Raw genomic sequence first — 17334 nt, 5'->3', positions numbered from 1 at the left:
GGCGTCAGAAACTGTGCCGCCGCCTGGACTGCGAAACCTCGAGGGCCATGCGCAGGGCTCCCGCACCGGCCAGGCCAGCGACCACACCGGCGGCACCGCCGCCGCCACCGCCGCCGCCGGTCAGGCCGCCGCCCCCGCCATCGGAACGGGTGCCCTCCAGCGCCTGCTGCGAAAGGGTCTTGCTGGCCTGCTGCAGGTACACCATGCGCGCGTTGTAGGCGGCCATGTAGGAGTCGTGCTGCTGCCGGTCGATCTCCATCTGCGACATCAGGATCAGCAGGCGGTTGGTGTTGTCCTGCAGCTTGCCGATCTCGTGCGCGGCCAGGCCGGCGCGCTCGCGCTTGAGCTGGTCCAGGTACTCCTGCCGCTTGCGGGTCACCTCGTACATCTGCAGCGCGTAGTTGTACTGGGCCAGCTCGGTCTTGTAGGCCTCCTTGCACAGCGCCCACTGGGTCTGCGCAACGCCCTGGGCGCTGGGCCGCGGACAGCGGTCGGCCTCGCCCATGCTCACCGCGCTGCTGGGCCCGTTGCGGGAGAGCTGCTCCTCGGGCTCGTCCGCGGCGGCATTGTTGGGATCGCCGTCGTTGTACGAGCTGATGCGCTGCTGCTGGTACATCTCGCGCAGGTTGCCGGTCACCGTGCCGCCACTGCCTCCGTCCACCGGGGTCGAGCCGAGGCGATCATTGACCGTGTTCAGTTTCTGGTTGGCGGAGTTGTCCACCACCCGCCATTGCGCATGCGCCGCCGGGGCCATGGCCAGCAGGCCCAGGACCAGGACCGATGCGCAGCGCCGGGACAGTCCGGGCCGGGACGCGTGATGCTGAGTATCCATCGTCAGTTTCTCCTGTTGCATCAATATGGAACCCGGGTGCCGGCGCGGGCCGCCGAACGCCCACCTGCCTTGTCCGCGGAGCCAGCCCCGCGGCTGCGGGACCCGCGGCGTTCGTCCTGGAACCGCGGCAGCCACTGCTCGGGGCGCAGGTCCGCGCGCTCCACGTCCAGGCGTGCGGATTCCTCGGCGAGGATCCTGTGCATGATCTCGATGTTGTCGGTGCTGGAGGAAATCACCGCCAGCGCATCGTCCATGCCGCGCAGGTTGAGCTGGCATACCGTCGAGGCATGCCCCTGCTTGACCAGGAAGCAGCGCGAGCGCTCGTCCAGGCTGCGTACCACCTGGAACTCCGCCTCGGTCAGCTTCAGGCCTTCCACGTAGTCATCGCGCGCCGCATTGGGGTTGGGCAGCAGGATCAGGGTGGCGGTCTGCTCGACCAGGGCGGCGGAAATGTCGCTGGCAAGCGCGTCCTCCGGGCTCTGGGTGGCGAAGATGCCCAGGCCGTTCTGCTTGCGGATGGTCTTCTGCTTGTTCTTGGCGAAGTCCTTCAGCGCACCGCCGCCGTCGAGGATCTTCCAGAACTCGTCCATCACGTAGATCAGCGGCCGGCCATCGATCAGCTCTTCGAGCCGATGCAGCAGGTAGCTGACCACCGGCACGCGCACCTCGGCATTCTCGAGTACGTCGGTGTAGTCGAACCCGACGATGTTGGAGCGCTCCAGGTCGATGGCATCCACCGGGTTGTCGAACACCCAGCCCAGTGCATTGCCCGCGGTCCACTTGCGCAACCGCGCATAGACGCCGTCGTCGCCCATGTTGGGCAGGCTCTTCTGGAAGTTGCTCATCGAGCGCAGGTGCATCGGCATGTCGAGCATGCTCTCGACCGCCCGGAAGATGTCCTCGTCCTCGCGCGCGGTGTAGTGGTTCTTGCCGGCCAGCACCTTCACCAGCCCGGCCAGGAACTGCACGTTGGCGTCGGTGGCCTCGCACTGGAACGGGTTGAACCCGGTCGGCTGGCCATTCTCCAGCGCCAGGTAGGCGCCGCCGCAGGCGCGCACGAAGATCTCCGCGCCGCGGTCCTTGTCGAAGAAGAAGATCGTGGGCACCGGGTCGAACTTCTGCACCTGGCTGAGCAGGAAGTTGATCAGCGCGGTCTTGCCGGTGCCGGACTTGCCGATGACCATCGTGTTGGCGATGGCCTTCTCGCCCAGCGAGTTCTCGGCCGGGTGGGTGGCGTGGAAATTGAAGTAATACGGCTGCCCGTTGGTGGTCTGCAGCACGGTCACGCAGTCGCCCCACGGGTTGTGGTTGCGCTTGCCCGTGGCGAAGTTGTGCAGCGGCGCCAGCCCCAGGAAGTTGAGCGAGCTGACGTTGGCCAGGCGCGTGCGGTACATCCAGTTGGCCGGCAACTGCGCGTAGTACGCGGACGAGACCGCAAGGTCCTCCTTGGTGGACACGAAGCCCGCGTTGGACAGCTCGGCCCGCGCGATGGCGATGTTCTGCGAGAGCTGCTGCTGGTCCCCGGCATACAGGGCCATGGTGAAGTGGTACTCGCCCAGGACGAAGTTGCCCGAGGCGACCTGGTCCATCGCATGGTCCATCTCGACGACCTGGCTGACCGCCTTGTCGCCGGAGGAGATCATCATGCCCTTGGTGCGCTCCAGCACGCGCAGCGCATCCTGCCGCCCCATCGGGCTGAAGGAATGGGTGATCACGTACTCGAAGTCCAGGTACTTGAGCCCGTTGAGGATGCCCGGCCAGGTCCCGTCGGTGTACTCCTTGATGTTCAGGATCGCGCCGAAGTGGTTGTCGCCCGACGGGGTGGACACCACGAAGTCGCCGGTGCGGGCGGCGAACATGTGCCTGCTGACCGCCAGGTAGTCGCATACCGGGGCACGCAGCACCGGCACCGGCTCCTCGATCCGGTTGAGCAGGTAGCCGAAGAACTCCAGGGTCTCGGAGAACACCACCCCGTTGTCGCCCTCGTACATTCCCAGCCGCACCGGGGCGTAATCCTTGAGCACGGCTTCCACGTTGCCGGCCAGCTCCTCCAGCTTGGCCACCGACTGGTCCTGCTCGGCCTGCAGGCGGGGCACGTTCGCGCTCTTTTCCACGAACTTCTTACCGACCACGACCGGGCGGTAGATCATGGTCAGGTACAGCTCGTTGCGCATGATCTTCTGCGAGGACAATGCCTGGTAGTAGTCGTCCGACAACTGCTGGTTGAACGCCTGCCCGAACCTTGAGTCCACGTCGATGCCGCCGCGCCGGCGCACGTCGTGCACCCAGAAGGCCACGTTGATGAAGTCGGGCGCACGCAGGGTCTGCAGCAGCCGGTTGAAGGTGGTGTGCCGGTGCTCCAGCTCCCATTCCTCGCGGCCGACGAACGGCAGCCCGTCCAGCCGCCAGCACAGCAGGAAATCCCCGCCCGTGGTCTTCACCACGTGCGCGGACACATGCGAGGAGAGCGGGACGAGTTCGCTGATTGAAATGTCGGGTGCTGGCATCTTCCTATCGGTCCAGGTCCGGGAGCTTGTCCCGATAGATGTTTGGCGAGAACACCCACATCCCGCCGTGGCGCTTGAGGTTCCTCACCTGCAGCCGGAACCGCCAGCGCAGCCCGAGCAGGCGGAAGATCATCTCGTCACGCCGCGCCATCTGCCGCATCACGAAGATCACCACCGGCAGCAGCAGCAGGAAGAACATGTCGAAATAGAACGTCATCAGGAGGCACGCGCCGGCCGCGATCGCGAAGGGCACGTAGGGCACCCCCATGAACATGGCCGGGCGCGTGCAACCCCTGAAGAGCACATCCTTACGCATACTGCAGCAACTGGCCCACGACCATTGCGGTGGCGGTGACGTCGTCGGGCAGCAGCATCTTGGCGATCTGCGCCGCGGCGCCGATCAGGAAGCCGCCGATCAGCACCGGGGCCACGTCGCCAACGCGCTTGTGGTTGAACGCGATCTGGTAGCCGGCAAAGATCACCGCGATGGTGACGATGGCGATGGAGGCCACGTTCAGCAGCGCGTTGATGTTGTTGAAGAACGTGGTGACGCGCCCGGCAGCCCCGGTGCCGTCCTGGGCCATGGCCAGTTCCGGCAGGGCAAGCATGGCGACGGCGGCGACGGCGGTTGCCGCGCCACGCAGGGCGTGCCGGATCGCGGTGGTGTCATTGGAATTGTTCATGGTCGACCTCTGCATGTTGGATGTGGATGGCGGCCATCTGGCCCGGGTGCTGCGGTACTGCTAGAAAACGAATGCGCTGTCCTGGACGAGCGGGCTGGCCCCGGCGTGCGGGACGGCCTGGCCTGCACCGGACCCAGGCGGTGCAAGCGGCGTCGGTGCCGCCACTGCAGGCGCAGCCGCGGCTGGCGGCCGCTGGCCCATGAGCTGGACCGTGACCGGGCCGTCATCGACGCCGCCGCGCGCTGCGGCAGGCGGCGCGGCGACCGCCGGTGCATGCGGTGCGTGCGGTGCGTGCGCCATGGTGTCGGGCCAGGGTGCCGGGGCGGCGGGTTGCCTCGATGCCAGCACCGGTGCGACCCGCGACGGACGCGCGGCCGGCGCCGCGGCGCGGCGTGCTCCGCCGCCGGCCTCGAACACCCGGCGCTGCACCAGCGACATCGGCCACACGGGATCGCGGGTGACCACCCCGTCCGCGCCGGCCTGGGCCACCGCCACCTGGGCACCGCCCTGCCAGGAGGCGAACACCTTCTGCACGTAACCGTCGCGGAACCCGCGGGTGAAATTGCCCGAGTAATAGCAGCTCAGGGCCTTGCCCCAATCCCCGCCGGCGCGGCCGTGGCACTCGGCCAGGATGCGCGAACCGGCCTGGAGGTTGGGACACACCTCGAACGCCTTTTCGTAACTGTCCAGGCCCTGCTTGGCCAGGTTGTAGCGGTTGACCTGGGCCAGGCCGAGCGAGAAGTTGTAGCCCTGCTGCTCCAGCATGCGGGCGGTGGACACCGCCTCGCCCAGGTTCCGCGGCTGGCGCACCAGGCGTGCGTCCACCACGCCGATGGCATAGGGGTTGAAGGAGGACTCCACGCGCACCACGTGCTGCATGATCTCCTTGGGCACCGCCAGCTCCGGGCAGGCAAGCATTTCCAGGCCAGCAAGCATGCTCAGCGCCTCCCCGCCACGGGCCCGGCGCGCAAGCCAGCCGGGGTCCGGGCCGCGCTCACGAGGCCAGCTTCCGCGCCGGGTCGAAATCGATCCCGGTGATGTAGCGCCGCCCCGCATGCGCCTTGATGTGGACCACGATGTCGATGGTCAGCATCAGCAGCCGCTTGATGACATCGAACTCCAGGCCCGAGCCCTCGGACGAGGCCTTCACCATCAGCGCCAGCTGGTCCCATGCCTGGGCCGTGCTACCGGCGTGGCAGCTGGTGATCGAACCCGGATGGCCCGAAGCGCAGTTGCGGATGAAGTAGAAGGACTCGTCGCCACGCAGCTCGGCCAGGATGATCCGGTCCGGCTTCATGCGCAGGCACGACTCCATGCAGCTCTTGGCGGTGATATTGCTGGCGCTCTGCCCGCCCTTGGAATAGAGCAGGTGGACCACGTTGGGCTGGCGCAGGAACAGCTCGCGCGCGTCCTCGATGGTCACCAGGCGCTCACTGTCCGGGATGTGGTTGACCAGCGACTTCATGAACGTGGTCTTGCCACTGCCGGTGGCGCCGGCCACGACGATGTTCTTGTGGTACTGCACGGCCTTGCGGAAGAACTCCGCATAGTTCCGGCTGCGGCGCAGCTCCAGCAGTTCGCGGTCGTGGTCGCCCACGTCCTGGGCCTGCTCCAGGATCTCGGAGAAGAAGCCGTCCGCCTCGTACTCTTCCAGGCTCTTGCTGAACTTGGCCGGCAGGCGGATCGTGATCGAGACCTTGCCCGCATCGCAGGCGGGGGGAATCACGAACTGGGCGCGCTGCCCGGTCGGGAACGTCAGCGACACCATCGGGTCCATGTCGGTGACCCGCTGCCCGGTGTTGCTCTCGTTGACCACCGATGTGCAGAACTGCCGCGCACGCTCGAACGTCAGCGACCGCACCTCGCGCCGTTCCCAGCCATTGCGGGTTTCCAGGTAGATCTCGCCAGGGCGGTTGACGCAGATCTCGGTCACATCCGACGAATGCATGTATTCCCCGATGCCCAGCACGCTGTACTGGTAATCCAGGAAATCATTGGAAACGTTGGCGGTGGCCTCGGGCTGGATGTCCATCTGCATGACCCATCAGCGCAGGACCGCGGAGAAATCCACGTCGCGGGCCACGTAGACATTCACCACCGTGCCCTGGTTGATGGTCACGGTCGGCGGGCGGCTCATGTTGCGCTCCATCGCCAGGTTGGCCATGCGCTCCATGGTGCGCGCCGTGGTGCTCTCGTAGGGGCTCTGGACCACCACGCCCTGGCCGTACGCCAGCTCGCTGGGGCCATGCTTGGCGCCGGCGTACTTGAAGGCGTCGCTGAGCATGCTGATCAGCAGCGCAGAGCTGATCCTCTGCCCCCAGTGCGCGGTGTAGTGCCCGGCGTTGCCGGCCGAGCCAAGCGCATCCACGCCCGGGCTGCGCATGTTCACGTCCAGCCCGGTCGGCGTGGTGATGCGGTCCCAGACGATGGCCGCGCGGTCGCCGATGATGCTGTTGGAGTTGTAGGTACCGGAGACCTTCGAACCCCGGGGCAGCAGCAGCCTGCGCCCGTTCACCGAGTACACCGGCTCGGTCACGATGCACGAGGTGTACCCGGGGAAGTCGGTGATGACCCGCGACTGCAGCACGCAGCGGATATAGGTACCGCGCAGCAGCAGGGTGTCCTGGCTGTACAGCGGGCGCGCGCTGGTGACGCCGTCGGGCGGCGCTTCCTTGACCGTCGGCGCAGCAGCCACCTGCTGACCCATGCCCGGAAAGTGCTCGCCCATGGCATCCATGCCCCCGGCGCTGACCGGCCCACCGGCCGAGGCGTCGGCAATGCGGCGTTCGCGCAGCGTCTGCCGCGGGTCCTCGTCGAGGTAACCCATGCGCTGGCCGGGAGCTGCGCCGGGCAGCATGGCCGGCGCGGCAGCGTAATCGTTCACCACCGGCAGCGGCGGGAGTTCCGGCACGGGCGCCGGACGCTCGGGCGGCAGCTCGGGCAGGTCCCGCGGCGCGGCCGGGATCACCAGTTGCTCGGCGGGCGGGGTGCGGGCCGGGCGCTCGGACGGACCGGACAGGCCGCCGCTGAAGATCCAGATGGCGATGGCCACCACCAGCAGCACGATGCCGGCCAGGAACACCAGCGCCTTGCGGTTCATCCGCTGCACGTCGGCCGAATTGAGGTACGGCGCGCCGGCGTCGAGGTCCGGGTGTTGCGGCGCGACGCGGCCCTGGTACGGGTTGGCGGCTGGCTGCGCGCCCTCCGCCTGGTTGTCGGAAGGGCTGTTGGAGGACGAAGGGTTCACTGTTCGGTGCTCCTGCGCAGGCCGACCACGTTCTTGCCGTGGCGGATGACCAGGTAGGGATAGGTGCCGTGGACGACGATGGTGTCGCCCTCCACGGTGGAGTTCACCACGAATTCCTCGCCCAGCCTGCTGTCGCGGGCGAACACGGCCGGGAAATTTCCGCTCGGGAACCGGGTGCGGTCGCCCATCCGGATGTAGGTGAAGCGCCTGTCGTCGTAGACCGTGGACGGAACCAGCCAGCGCGGCAGGCGCTTGCGGTACGAATACTCGTAGTTGAAGTTGTATTCGCGGTCCGGGTGCAGGCGGGTATCGAGCTCGGCCTGCTCCTCCTCGGGCTGCTCGGCGACGGTGGACGCGAAGCTGGTCCCGCCGGGGTACACGAAGCGGATCTTGTACTGCACGCCGGCCGCCTTGGCGTGGTCAAGCATCCGCCAGTCGGTGGCCACCACGCGCAGTTCGAAGATGTAGGAATGGGCCGCGGTCCGGACCAGCAGGTTCGTGTCCACGTCCACGTCGCGGGGCTTGATGTAGAACACGTTCTCCCTGCGGCTGATCTCCCAGCCACCGCTGAAGCCGGTGCTGTAGTCCAGGATTTCCTCGTGCGGGCTCAGTTCGATCTGGGTGGTGATGCCCAGCCCGGCCTTGACCGTGTAGACCTGGTCGGGACGGTACTCGTATTCCTGCACCACCTGGGCACCGGCCACGAAGGCCAGTCCGGCCAGCAGCAGCGCCACGCAGGCACGCATCCCCAGAAGCTTGTTGCCATTCATCACGGCAGTTCCCCGTCTACCTGTTCCGTTTCCGTCTGCGGGACGCTCGTCTCCGCTTCGTTCATTCCGTCTTCGGCCGCCGCGGAATCCGCGGGGGTCGGCGCCGGCGGTATCGCCTCGGCCACCGGGTCGAACGGGAATTCCCGCTCGGGCACCGGCGCAGCGGCGAAATCGTCATCCACCCGGTAATTCACCACGCGGAAACCCAGCGGGTTGAGCAGGCGGTCTTCCTCGCTCAGGCGCAGGTCCGGGTTGTAGGTGAACTCCATGGTGGCGATCTTGCTGTCCAGCGGCGTCGAGCGCCCGCTGCTCTTGTCGAACACGCTGCGCTGGAAGCGCACGGTGGCGCCACCCGGGCGCCCGGCCTGGCCGCCACCGGTCAACACGATGCTGAGGATGCGCACGCGCACCGAGCGCGTGGCGCCGAACAGGCGCGGCGGACGCTCGGGATTGGCCTCGGAAAACAGGCGCATGTACGCCGGGGCCACCGCAGGCCCGGCCATCGACAGCGTGGTGCGCCAGTTGCGCTGGCCGATCAGCCCCGAATCGTAGGCCTCGCGCGACAGCACGAACTGGGCGACGTTGCTCTTGTTGACCGCTTCCTCGGTGGTGATGGCGCGGTCATGGAAGTTGCCTACCAGGCGGGCCACGGTGGCCGTGCCGGTGTAGGGATCGGCCATCACCAGGTAGGGCACCTTTTCCTTCAGCGGAAGGAACAGGAAATAGCCGCCGGCCAGGATCAGCGACATCACCACGGCGCAGCCGGCCACCATCCATGCACGCCGCTCGCTGCGGCGTGCGCGGTCGGCCAGGCTCAACTCGTAGCTGACACCCTGGTTGACAGCGTTGTCGATGGCGGGCGAGGACCGCTGGCGGGATGCACGCATTCCCGGTCACCCGCCCTGGGAATCGCCATCGGCCGGATCGGCCGGCGACACCGCGCGGGTGACCACGATCCTGCCGGCCTCGATGCCGACGCTCAGCCCCTGCTCGGCATACGCGGCGGAAACGGCCGCGGCGGCATCCTCCAGCCGGGTGGTGCGGATGTGGGCCACCGGCGCGTGCAGGGTGTAATCGTTCGGATGCTCGTAGGCCAGCGTCCTGCCGGAATGGCGCGCCCAGCGCTCCAGCATTGCCTTGACCGTGCCGTCCGCCGGCGAGGCCTGGTACACGTAGCCACGCTGCAGCGGGATGGCCTGCGGGGTCTGGCCGTACTGGTTCACCGGACGCCAGCCTCCGCGGATATCCGGGGCGTCCGGGGTGGCGCATGCACCCAGCGTGCACGCAAGCAGGACCAGCAGGGCGGTCGACCAGGGATGGATGGAAACAGGACTTCTCACGTGTCACCGGAATGATGTTCGACAGGATTCACCGCCGCGGCACGAAGCCGACGACGCACTGTGGACTGCAGTCCCGGCGCCTCCCCGGCAACCGGATTTGCTGCTGGCGTCACCATTGCCGGCATCGCACTCCATCGGATTCCCGATGTCGTCGATATTCCGGCATGTGACGCCCTCTTCCCCCCGGAGAGCGCGCGCATAATCCATGCATCGCATGGGGCGCGTCAACCTCGCACGGAATATCAGGTACACCCCTGACACCGGGTGCACTTTGCGGAACTGCCTGAAAACAGCTGGAAAACAGCGAGGAAACCGCCAGCGCCTGGATATTGCCGACGCAGCCCGGGGATATTGAGTTCGCGCGCAACCATTTTGCAGACGCGGCATACCACTGCGTACTGCTTCGCGATTGCATGCAATGTCTGGCAATATCGCCCGCACAGGGGCCAACACGAAATGCAGGCAGGGGATCGACCCGGCGACACGGGCATGTTGCCGTGCGCACGCAATCCCCTGCCTGGCGACCTGGAGTGGCACGGATGTCGGGATACTTGCGGGCGGGTGCCTGGCGTGGGGCACGGGATGTCCGGTCCGCCAGCGGCAACAGTGGAATGCATACCGCCAATGGCGCGCGTGCGCGATCGGCACGTCCTGGCCGTTGCGTGCTGGGCGCCGCGCTTGCAGGCCTGGTGGCGCTGGCCGGCTGCAGCCCGCCGCGCGAACGCCCAGCGCAGGCCGCCCCGCTCGTGGTCCAACCCGAGCAGGCACACGTGGCGCCCGTGCATCACTGCCCACCGACGACCGTGTCGGTTGAACGCCAGCAACAGCTCGCCGCACGCAATGCCGCCGCCGGCCAGAGGGTCGATGCAATGGTGGCCGGGGGCGTGATCGACGAAGACGGCGCACGGATGGAAGCCAGGGCCCGCGGCGAGCCGGCCGAGTTCGCCTTCGGTGCGCACCGGTTCCGCATCCCGCTGCAGTATTTCTGGTCACAGAGCGCGCCGGCCCGTGACACTCCCCGCCAGGACATCAACCTGAACCTGCAGTGGCCATGCCTGGAGCCGCTGCCCCTGGGCCATGATTACGCCAACGTCCGCGACACTTCGCTGCGCGCCATCTGGATCAGTCTGAGCTACATGCCGCCGGACGCGCCTGTATCGCTGGCCCAGGCGATGGACAACCGGATCATGTCCTCTGGTTTCGCCGGGGATCCGCTGTACCAGATCGCACTGCGACTGCCGGGTGACCCGGTGCACGGCCTGGAACCGCACTACGCCGATCTGGACGCGGCCGCGGCGCACTACGAGGACACGTACGGGTCGCCGTCTTCACGCGAGAACCTGCTGCGCATCGCCAAGGACTGGTACGTGGACCGCGACGCGGACGGGCGCGTGACCACCGTGATCAAGTGCAGCAACCACCGGCTCCCGGACGGCGCCATCGTCGAAGGCAACACGGTGCGCCGCAGCGAACCGTTCCAGCCCCTGGCGTGGTGCCACCACGACTTCGCCCTCGGCCAGTACAGCGCGCTGGCCTCGGCCAGCTACCCGCGCGCCTACCTGGGCCACTGGGGGCGCATCGAGGAACGGGTGCGCTCCCTCCTGCACGAAAGCCTGATCGACTAGACCCGGACGGACGGAACACCACATGGCAGAACTCACCGCCCGCGACCTCCGGGTCCTGGATCACTACGCGGCGCAGGGCAACCGGGAGCTCTACTGGAACTACCTGGCCAACACGCCCGGCAACGACGGCTATGGCCTGCTGGCCCTTGGCGTGGTGCGCAACGACAACATGCCCGGCAAGACCGCCAACACCTATGCGCGGGGCATCGCCGAGGAAACCCGTCCGGGAATGACCGAGCGCGACTGGGAAGCGGTGGGCGTGGACCTGATGCGCAACGACCTGGCCACGCGCAGCCAGCTGTACGAAAGCGGCCGCCGGGACCAGGCCCTCAACCTCCCCGGGAGCGCCGTGGCCAAGGTCCACGACGAGACCTTCGAACTGGCCGGCATCGACCGCGAGGCCTGGACCCCGCGCAAGCTGATGCTGATGGCCGAGGAACGCGACGGGCCCGGGGCCATCGAGCCGATCTGGAACACGATGCTCGACAACACCGCGGCCGGTACCTGGCGCGCGGCATCCACGCTCGAGCAGATCCGCCAGTACACCGACTGGTCCTCCGCCGAGGGCAGGAACGAATCGGCCAGCTATGCCGGACGGCTCAGCGCCGCCTGGGCCCAGGCGGGGGTCGACCGCCCCCATTCGGACCCCGACATCATCGGCGCCCAGCGCGTCTACCACGAACGCGACGACGCCACGGGCGCCTGGAACCATGTCGTCATCCCAGCCGGGACCATCCCCCTGCCGTTCCGGCGACCGGTCCGCGACCCGGCCATGATCGAGCAACTGGATGACGCCCGGAACCTGCGCCTGGAGCGGCAGGAACTGCGGGCCCAATTCCACCCCGACGATCCGTACCGGGAAATCGCGCGCAGCCCGTGGAGCCTGGCAGACAACCAGGCCGTGCCGGACAGCCGTGATCCGCAGTTGGCCGGTGCTCCCCCGACGGCAGGGCGCACGACGATGGCCGACATGCGCGTCGACCCGCTGTACCAGCACGTGCAGCAATCGCTCCAGGCCCACCTGCCCGCGGGCAGCACGGTGTCCCATGAGCGCATCGCCCAGCTCACCCATGCCGCGCAACAGGTCGGGATCCAGCCCGGCGAGCGGATCCACATCGCCGCGGCCGGCACGCGCCTGACCCTGCACGGCGAACACCCCAGCCACGTGGCCGCGGTGGACCTGCGCCAGCCACCGCCTGCGGCAGCCGGCCACGCAACGCCCGAGGCGCAGCGCATGACCGCGGACGCCGAACTGCATGCCGCGCACCGCCCGGCCCAGGCCCAGCCGCACGCGATGCACATGTAGCAACCGGCCACCACGCAAGCTCCCCGCCTCCGATGCTCCCCGCCACATGACCACTCCGCGCCTGCTCATCGCCATCATCACCGGCTGCCTGGCCTTGCTGGGTGGCCTGTACCTGTCCGGCTACCTGGTGCTCCTGCTGCTGGGGCTGGATGGCGGCCTGGTGAGCGTGGGGACCTATTACGGCTACCTGCGTCACCTGGACCACCCCCAGGTCGCCCCGTATGCGTGGCGCATCTGGCTGGGCGGTGGCGCAGGCTTCGGGCTGGTGATGCTGGCCTGGCTGTCGGTGGTGGTGATGCTGTTCAAGCTGCGCAGCCACCACGACCTGCATGGCCGCGCCCGCTTCGCCGGCCTGGCGGACCTGGTGCCGCGCGGCTTCCTCAGGCGCAAGGACGACGGGATCATCGTCGGCAGCCTCATGGGCATGAAGCTGCGCCTGTCCGGGCAGCAGTTCGCGATCCTGGCCGCGCCCACCCGCTCGGGCAAGGGCGTGGGCGTGGTGGTCCCCAACCTGCTGGAATACCGCGAGTCGGTGGTGGTGCTGGACATCAAGCAGGAGAACTTCGACCTGACCTCGGGCTGGCGCAGGTCCATCGGCCATGAGGTGTTCCTGTTCAATCCCTTCGCCGAGGACCGGCGCACCCATCGCTGGAACCCGCTGTCCTACGTCTCGGCCGACCCGGCCTTCCGGGTCTCGGACCTGCAGGCCATCGCGGCCCTGCTCTACCCGGATGCCGGCGACAAGGACACGTTCTGGATCAGTCATGCGCGCAACGCCTTCCTGGCCTTTGCCCTGTACGTGTTCGAGCAGCACGAGGACAACCCGGTCGCGCCGCACCCCACCCTGGGCACGGTGCTGCGCGTGGCCTCCGGGGACGGCTCCGAGCTCAAGCCCTACCTGCAGCGGCTGTCCGAACGCCCGTTCCTGAGCGAACACGCGCGCACCGCGTTCGCCGGGCTGTTGTCCCAGGCCGACGTCACCTTCGCTTCGATCATGGGGTCGTTGCGCGAGCCGCTGAACCCGTGGCTCAACCCGGTGCTGGATGCAGCCACCAGCGCCGACGACTTCGACCTGCGTGACCTGCGCCGCCGGCGGATGTCGATCTACGTGGGCATCCAGCCCAACAAGCTGGCCGAAAGCCGCCTGATCGTGAACCTGTTCTTCAGCCAGCTGATCAACGTCAATACCAAGGTCCTGCCGCAGAACGATCCCTCGCTGCGGCACCAGTGCCTGCTGCTGATGGACGAGTTCACCTCCATCGGGCGGGTGGACATCCTCGCCCGCGCGGTCGCCTACATGGCCGGCTACAACCTGCGCCTGCTGCCGATCGTGCAGTCGATGGCGCAGCTGGACGCGGTGTACGGCAAGGAACTGGCGCGCACCATGATCACCAACCATGCGCTGCAGATCATCTTCGCACCGCGCGAGCAGCAGGACGCGAACGAATACTCGGACATGCTCGGCTACACCACCGTGCGCAGGCGCAGCCGCACGCGCTCGCATGGCCAGGGCCGCAGCGTGTCGGACAACGAGATGCTGGAACGGCGCGCGCTGATGCTGCCCCAGGAGTTGAAGGCGCTCGGCCCGGACAAGGCCATCGTGCTGTACGAGGGCCTGCCCCACCCGGTGCTGTGCCGCAAGATCCGCTACTACAAGGAGCGCCATTTCACCCGCCGCCTGCTGCCGCGGGTGGAGGTCGCGCCGCTGTCGCTGGAGCCGGCGCAGGCGGTGCCCGTCCCGGCACCGGCGGAGATCCCGGCGTCGATCCTGGCGCTGCTGGCGATGGGCGCGCAGGAAGCGCCGGCCGGGGATCCCAACCCGGTGCCGCCGCGATGACCCGCCTGGCCATGGTGGGTGCCGCCGCTGGTCGATGCGCGGCGCACCTGCCCCCGCGCGCGGTCCCCGCCGCGATGCATGACTGAAACCGCCGGCCCGGCACGCGACCCCGCACACACTTTCAAGATTGCCCAGGATCCACATGTCCGCATCCTCCACCAATGCCTCCCAGGATCGGCCGCCCACCGCGCCGGCCGATGGCCCGCCCGACCACGTCGGCACCCTCCTGGCACCCTTGCATGGCAGCGGCCACGACCACCTGGCCCACGAGATCCGCGAGGCGGTGAACCAGTCCCCGTTCCTGGCCCGCCAGTTCCGCAAGACCGCCGAGAAGGGCGGCATCGCATCCATCGGCACCACCAGCAACCCGGATGCGCTGGGTGCCTATTACCCGGGCCGCAAGGACATCGCGGTCAACTCCGCCATGCTGGAAAGCATCGTGTCGCGGGACCTGCCCGGCCCGGTGGTCGATCCGCGCGAGCACCAGTCGCGCGCCGAGCGCTGGCAGGATGCGCTGACCTGGGTCGTGGGCCACGAGGTCTGGCACGCCGACTGCGCGCTGCACAACCCGCACGGCGTCCCCGACCTGGTCTCGGCCACCTGGAGGGCCAGCATGGCGGCCTCGGCGATGAACCCGGATCGGCCGCGGCTGGACATGACCGCGCGCGTCAACCAGTTCATCGACAGCCGCCTCGACGAAGAAGCCCATGCGCAGTTGCAGGGAATCAATGCACTGGTCAGCCGGGTCGGCAATGAAGCCCCGTTGGCGCAGTTGGCCAACGGAAGCACCGCGCGCGCGCTGCTCAGCCCGGGCGTGGCCGAATGGGAATGGAGTTTCCCGGCGCAGATGTCCTGGTCCAGCCGGCTGGACTGGGCCGTGCACCGGCACCGAATCCTCGAGCGCATCCAGCAGACCGGCCTGACCGGGTGCGTCCAGTACGACGAGCGCGGCGTCCCCACCCCCCACGACGGCATCCGGATGGCCCCCGACGGAACCCTGGACGCGCGCTCGCTGCCCGCCCTGCGCGAATGCGCGGTGTCCTCGAACTACCGGCCCATGTACTTTGCGTATGCCCTGGATGCGATCCGGCACGGCACCGAGAACGCGTCGTTCGACGGAGAAGTGCGGCTGGACCTGGCCGCGGTGGGCATCGACGCGCGAATGGCGCAGATGCGCATGGCCGAGCTGTGGAAGCACGGCCACCGGCTGACGATCCACGACCCCAACCTGGGCGCCATCACCTTCGGTGAACAGCCCCCGCCGCCGGTCACGACCGTCACGGTCTACGGCACCCGTCCGTCCGCGGCGGCCGACGGCGACGCCAAGGCACCCGAGCCGCCCAGGCCTGCACCGGCCTCCACCACGCCTGCGCGCGAGCCGCTCCAGTTGCAGATCGAGCAGGCCTTCCACAACGTGCTGCCGGAAGGGGCGATGGTGAGCCGGCAACGCCTGGCCCAGTTCACCGATGAAGCCAGGACCGCCGGCTTCCGGCCCGGCGAAGCCATCAGCGCGTCCCTCGATGGAACCCGGGTCACCCTCCACGGGCAGCACCCCACCCACGTGGCGTCGATCGACCTGTCCGCGCCCCCCGGCCACCGCAGCCAGGCCGGCGCCAGCCAGGAAGGCCCGGCCGCCCACCAGGTCGACTCCGCACGCCCGCCCGCGCTGGCCTTTTGAAAAAGGACGCTGCCATGACCAAACCCGCAGAAGCCATGCTGGACCCGGGCACCCTGGTGGAGACGTTGCGCCACACAGGCGCCGGCGGGCTGGCCGACCGGGTCGAATCGGCCATCCGCAGTTCGCCATACCTGGCCGGGATGGTGTCCGACGCGATGCGGATGGGACGCCTGACCCGGATCACCGAATCCAGGGCATGGGAACCGGAAGCGCAGTACCTGCGCAACGACGGGACCATGAGCGTGAATTTCCACGCCCACGATGTGTACCGCCCCCCCACCCTGAGCATGATGGTCGACTACCGGATGCAGAAGGAGCTTGCCGGCAAGGAGGAGGACAGCCTCGTCCCGACCCTGGCGCACGAGGCCTATCACTCGCTCACTCCGGGGACGTTCCAGGAACACAGGGAACGCCTGCGGCTGGAGTTCGCGCAGGCGGTCCGCCAGGCGGGCCAGCAGGGGACCATCAACATCACCCCGCTGATGCAGCACTTCCAGGAACGCGAATTCCTCAACGAAGCCACGGCCGAGGTGCACGGCTGGAATGCATTGATGAGCCGGATCGAGCACGAGCACGGTGGCCCGGTGGTGGCCCAGGTGTCGCGCAACCTGGACGTGCTGCTCAACGATTTCCAGGCGCACGCGCAGCTGCCCGGAGGCAGCACGGCGCATGACCAGGCCCTGTTCCGCGAGCGCGGCGCCAGTTACGCCGATTGCGTGGCCCCGGTCGATGGCCCTGCGCCGCCACTGCGGGCCGGCGTCGAGCTGGACGCGCGCGGCATGGTCGCCCCCCACATGAGCCGCCGCTGGGGCGAGTGCGCACTGGACCAGCGCTTCTACAACAACGAAAGCTTCCTGCCGGCGCTGGCCACCATCGCCAGCATGCGCGATGCGACCCGCTTCGAGGGCCGCCTGGAGCTGGATGCCGGCGCGCTTGGCGTTGACCTCCAGGCGCTGCTGGACCGGGCGCGGCAGCACGATGGCTGGGTGCGCCAGCCCGTGCTCGTGCACGAACGCGAGCACGGCGCGCTGATGTTCGGTGGCGAGGCCCGCGGCGGGGCCAGGATGGACGTACCGTCACCGTACCGTGCCCGCGACGGCCATTCGGCGCATGCGCCCGATGCAGATGCGCGGGCGGCGTTGCAGGGGCAACTGGAACACAGCCTGCGCGACGCGCTGCCGGCCGATGCCAAGGTCGCACAGCCCTGGATCAACCGGTTCACCGGGGCCGCCTGGGACGCAGGCATCCGCGCCGGGGATCCCATCGACGTCATCGTCGCCGCAGACGGCATCACCCTGCGCGGCCGCCACCCCACCCATCTGGCATCGGTGGACCTGCACGCCACCGCCAGCGGCGAGGCACCGCCGGCCCGCCAGGCCAGCCGGCAACCCGCGGCCGAGCCCGCGCACGCCGCAGGCGCGGCGCCGGGGCTGCTGCAATGAACATCCGCCGGGCCGATGCCCGGCCCAGGCAACAACGCCGGCCCGTGAACGCGGGCCTGGCAACGGC

Annotated in this window: 14 protein-coding genes and 1 pseudogene; 5 read left to right on the top strand and 10 right to left on the bottom strand. The window is 68.5% G+C overall.

Features of this window, described 5'->3' with window-relative positions; translation table 11 throughout:
- Positions 1-4: 4 nt before the first annotated feature.
- The 10 genes from ACEJ41_RS03740 to ACEJ41_RS03695 are packed head-to-tail and all read right to left on the bottom strand — an operon-like array spanning position 5 to position 9379.
- Complete coding sequence (locus ACEJ41_RS03740; protein WP_374013455.1) at positions 5-832, bottom strand: hypothetical protein; 828 nt, start codon at positions 830-832, stop codon at positions 5-7.
- Between the two features lie 20 nt (positions 833-852).
- Positions 853-3339 carry a VirB4 family type IV secretion/conjugal transfer ATPase gene (locus tag ACEJ41_RS03735; protein WP_374013454.1) on the bottom strand — a complete coding sequence of 829 codons (2487 nt, stop codon included), beginning with the start codon at positions 3337-3339 and terminating at the stop codon, positions 853-855.
- Positions 3340-3343: 4 nt separating this feature from the next.
- A complete protein-coding gene (locus ACEJ41_RS03730; protein ID WP_374013453.1) occupies positions 3344-3655 on the bottom strand; it encodes a type IV secretion system protein VirB3 in 312 nt (103 codons plus the stop codon).
- A complete protein-coding gene (locus tag ACEJ41_RS03725; RefSeq protein ID WP_374013452.1) occupies positions 3648-4022 on the bottom strand; it encodes a TrbC/VirB2 family protein in 375 nt (124 codons plus the stop codon). Before ACEJ41_RS03725 ends, ACEJ41_RS03730 begins: the two co-directional genes overlap by 8 nt.
- A gap of 60 nt (positions 4023-4082) precedes the next feature.
- Positions 4083-4958 carry a lytic transglycosylase domain-containing protein gene (locus ACEJ41_RS03720; protein ID WP_374013451.1) on the bottom strand — a complete coding sequence of 292 codons (876 nt, stop codon included), beginning with the start codon at positions 4956-4958 and terminating at the stop codon, positions 4083-4085.
- A 58-nt stretch (positions 4959-5016) separates the two neighbouring features.
- Positions 5017-6054: a P-type DNA transfer ATPase VirB11 gene (virB11, locus tag ACEJ41_RS03715; protein ID WP_374014055.1), complete on the bottom strand. Its 1038-nt coding sequence runs from the start codon at positions 6052-6054 to the stop codon at positions 5017-5019.
- Positions 6055-6066: 12 nt separating this feature from the next.
- Positions 6067-7269 carry a TrbI/VirB10 family protein gene (locus tag ACEJ41_RS03710; protein ID WP_374013450.1) on the bottom strand — a complete coding sequence of 401 codons (1203 nt, stop codon included), beginning with the start codon at positions 7267-7269 and terminating at the stop codon, positions 6067-6069.
- Positions 7266-8039 (bottom strand): TrbG/VirB9 family P-type conjugative transfer protein, encoded by a 774-nt coding sequence (locus ACEJ41_RS03705; protein WP_374013449.1) that lies wholly within the window; start codon positions 8037-8039, stop codon positions 7266-7268. The genes ACEJ41_RS03710 and ACEJ41_RS03705 overlap by 4 nt, the downstream gene beginning before the upstream one ends.
- On the bottom strand, positions 8039-8926 hold the full coding sequence (locus tag ACEJ41_RS03700) for a virB8 family protein (protein WP_374013448.1): 888 nt from the start codon (positions 8924-8926) through the stop codon (positions 8039-8041). Before ACEJ41_RS03700 ends, ACEJ41_RS03705 begins: the two co-directional genes overlap by 1 nt.
- Positions 8927-8932: 6 nt before the next feature.
- Positions 8933-9379: a hypothetical protein gene (locus tag ACEJ41_RS03695; RefSeq protein ID WP_374013447.1), complete on the bottom strand. Its 447-nt coding sequence runs from the start codon at positions 9377-9379 to the stop codon at positions 8933-8935.
- An 803-nt stretch (positions 9380-10182) separates the two neighbouring features.
- Between ACEJ41_RS03695 and ACEJ41_RS03690 the strand changes: the two genes are divergently transcribed.
- The 5 genes and pseudogenes from ACEJ41_RS03690 (at position 10183) to ACEJ41_RS03670 (ending at position 17267) form a co-directional block, all read left to right on the top strand.
- Positions 10183-11004 (top strand): hypothetical protein, encoded by an 822-nt coding sequence (locus tag ACEJ41_RS03690; RefSeq protein ID WP_374013446.1) that lies wholly within the window; start codon positions 10183-10185, stop codon positions 11002-11004.
- Positions 11005-11026: 22 nt separating this feature from the next.
- On the top strand, positions 11027-12310 hold the full coding sequence (locus tag ACEJ41_RS03685) for a hypothetical protein (RefSeq protein ID WP_374013445.1): 1284 nt from the start codon (positions 11027-11029) through the stop codon (positions 12308-12310).
- 46 nt (positions 12311-12356) lie between these two features.
- Positions 12357-14027 (top strand): annotated as a pseudogene (locus tag ACEJ41_RS03680) (type IV secretory system conjugative DNA transfer family protein); the annotation flags it as partial.
- A gap of 262 nt (positions 14028-14289) precedes the next feature.
- Positions 14290-15825, top strand: coding sequence for a hypothetical protein (locus ACEJ41_RS03675; protein ID WP_374013444.1), 1536 nt, complete (start codon positions 14290-14292; stop codon positions 15823-15825).
- A gap of 14 nt (positions 15826-15839) precedes the next feature.
- Entirely contained in the window at positions 15840-17267 is a 1428-nt protein-coding gene (locus ACEJ41_RS03670; RefSeq protein ID WP_374013443.1) for a hypothetical protein, read from the top strand.
- Positions 17268-17334 lie beyond the last annotated feature (67 nt).

Source organism: Pseudoxanthomonas koreensis (assembly GCF_041890415.1).
Lineage (GTDB): Bacteria > Pseudomonadota > Gammaproteobacteria > Xanthomonadales > Xanthomonadaceae > Pseudoxanthomonas > Pseudoxanthomonas koreensis_A.
Note: the sequence above shows the minus strand (reverse complement) of the source record. Positions and strands in the feature narration are given on the sequence as shown.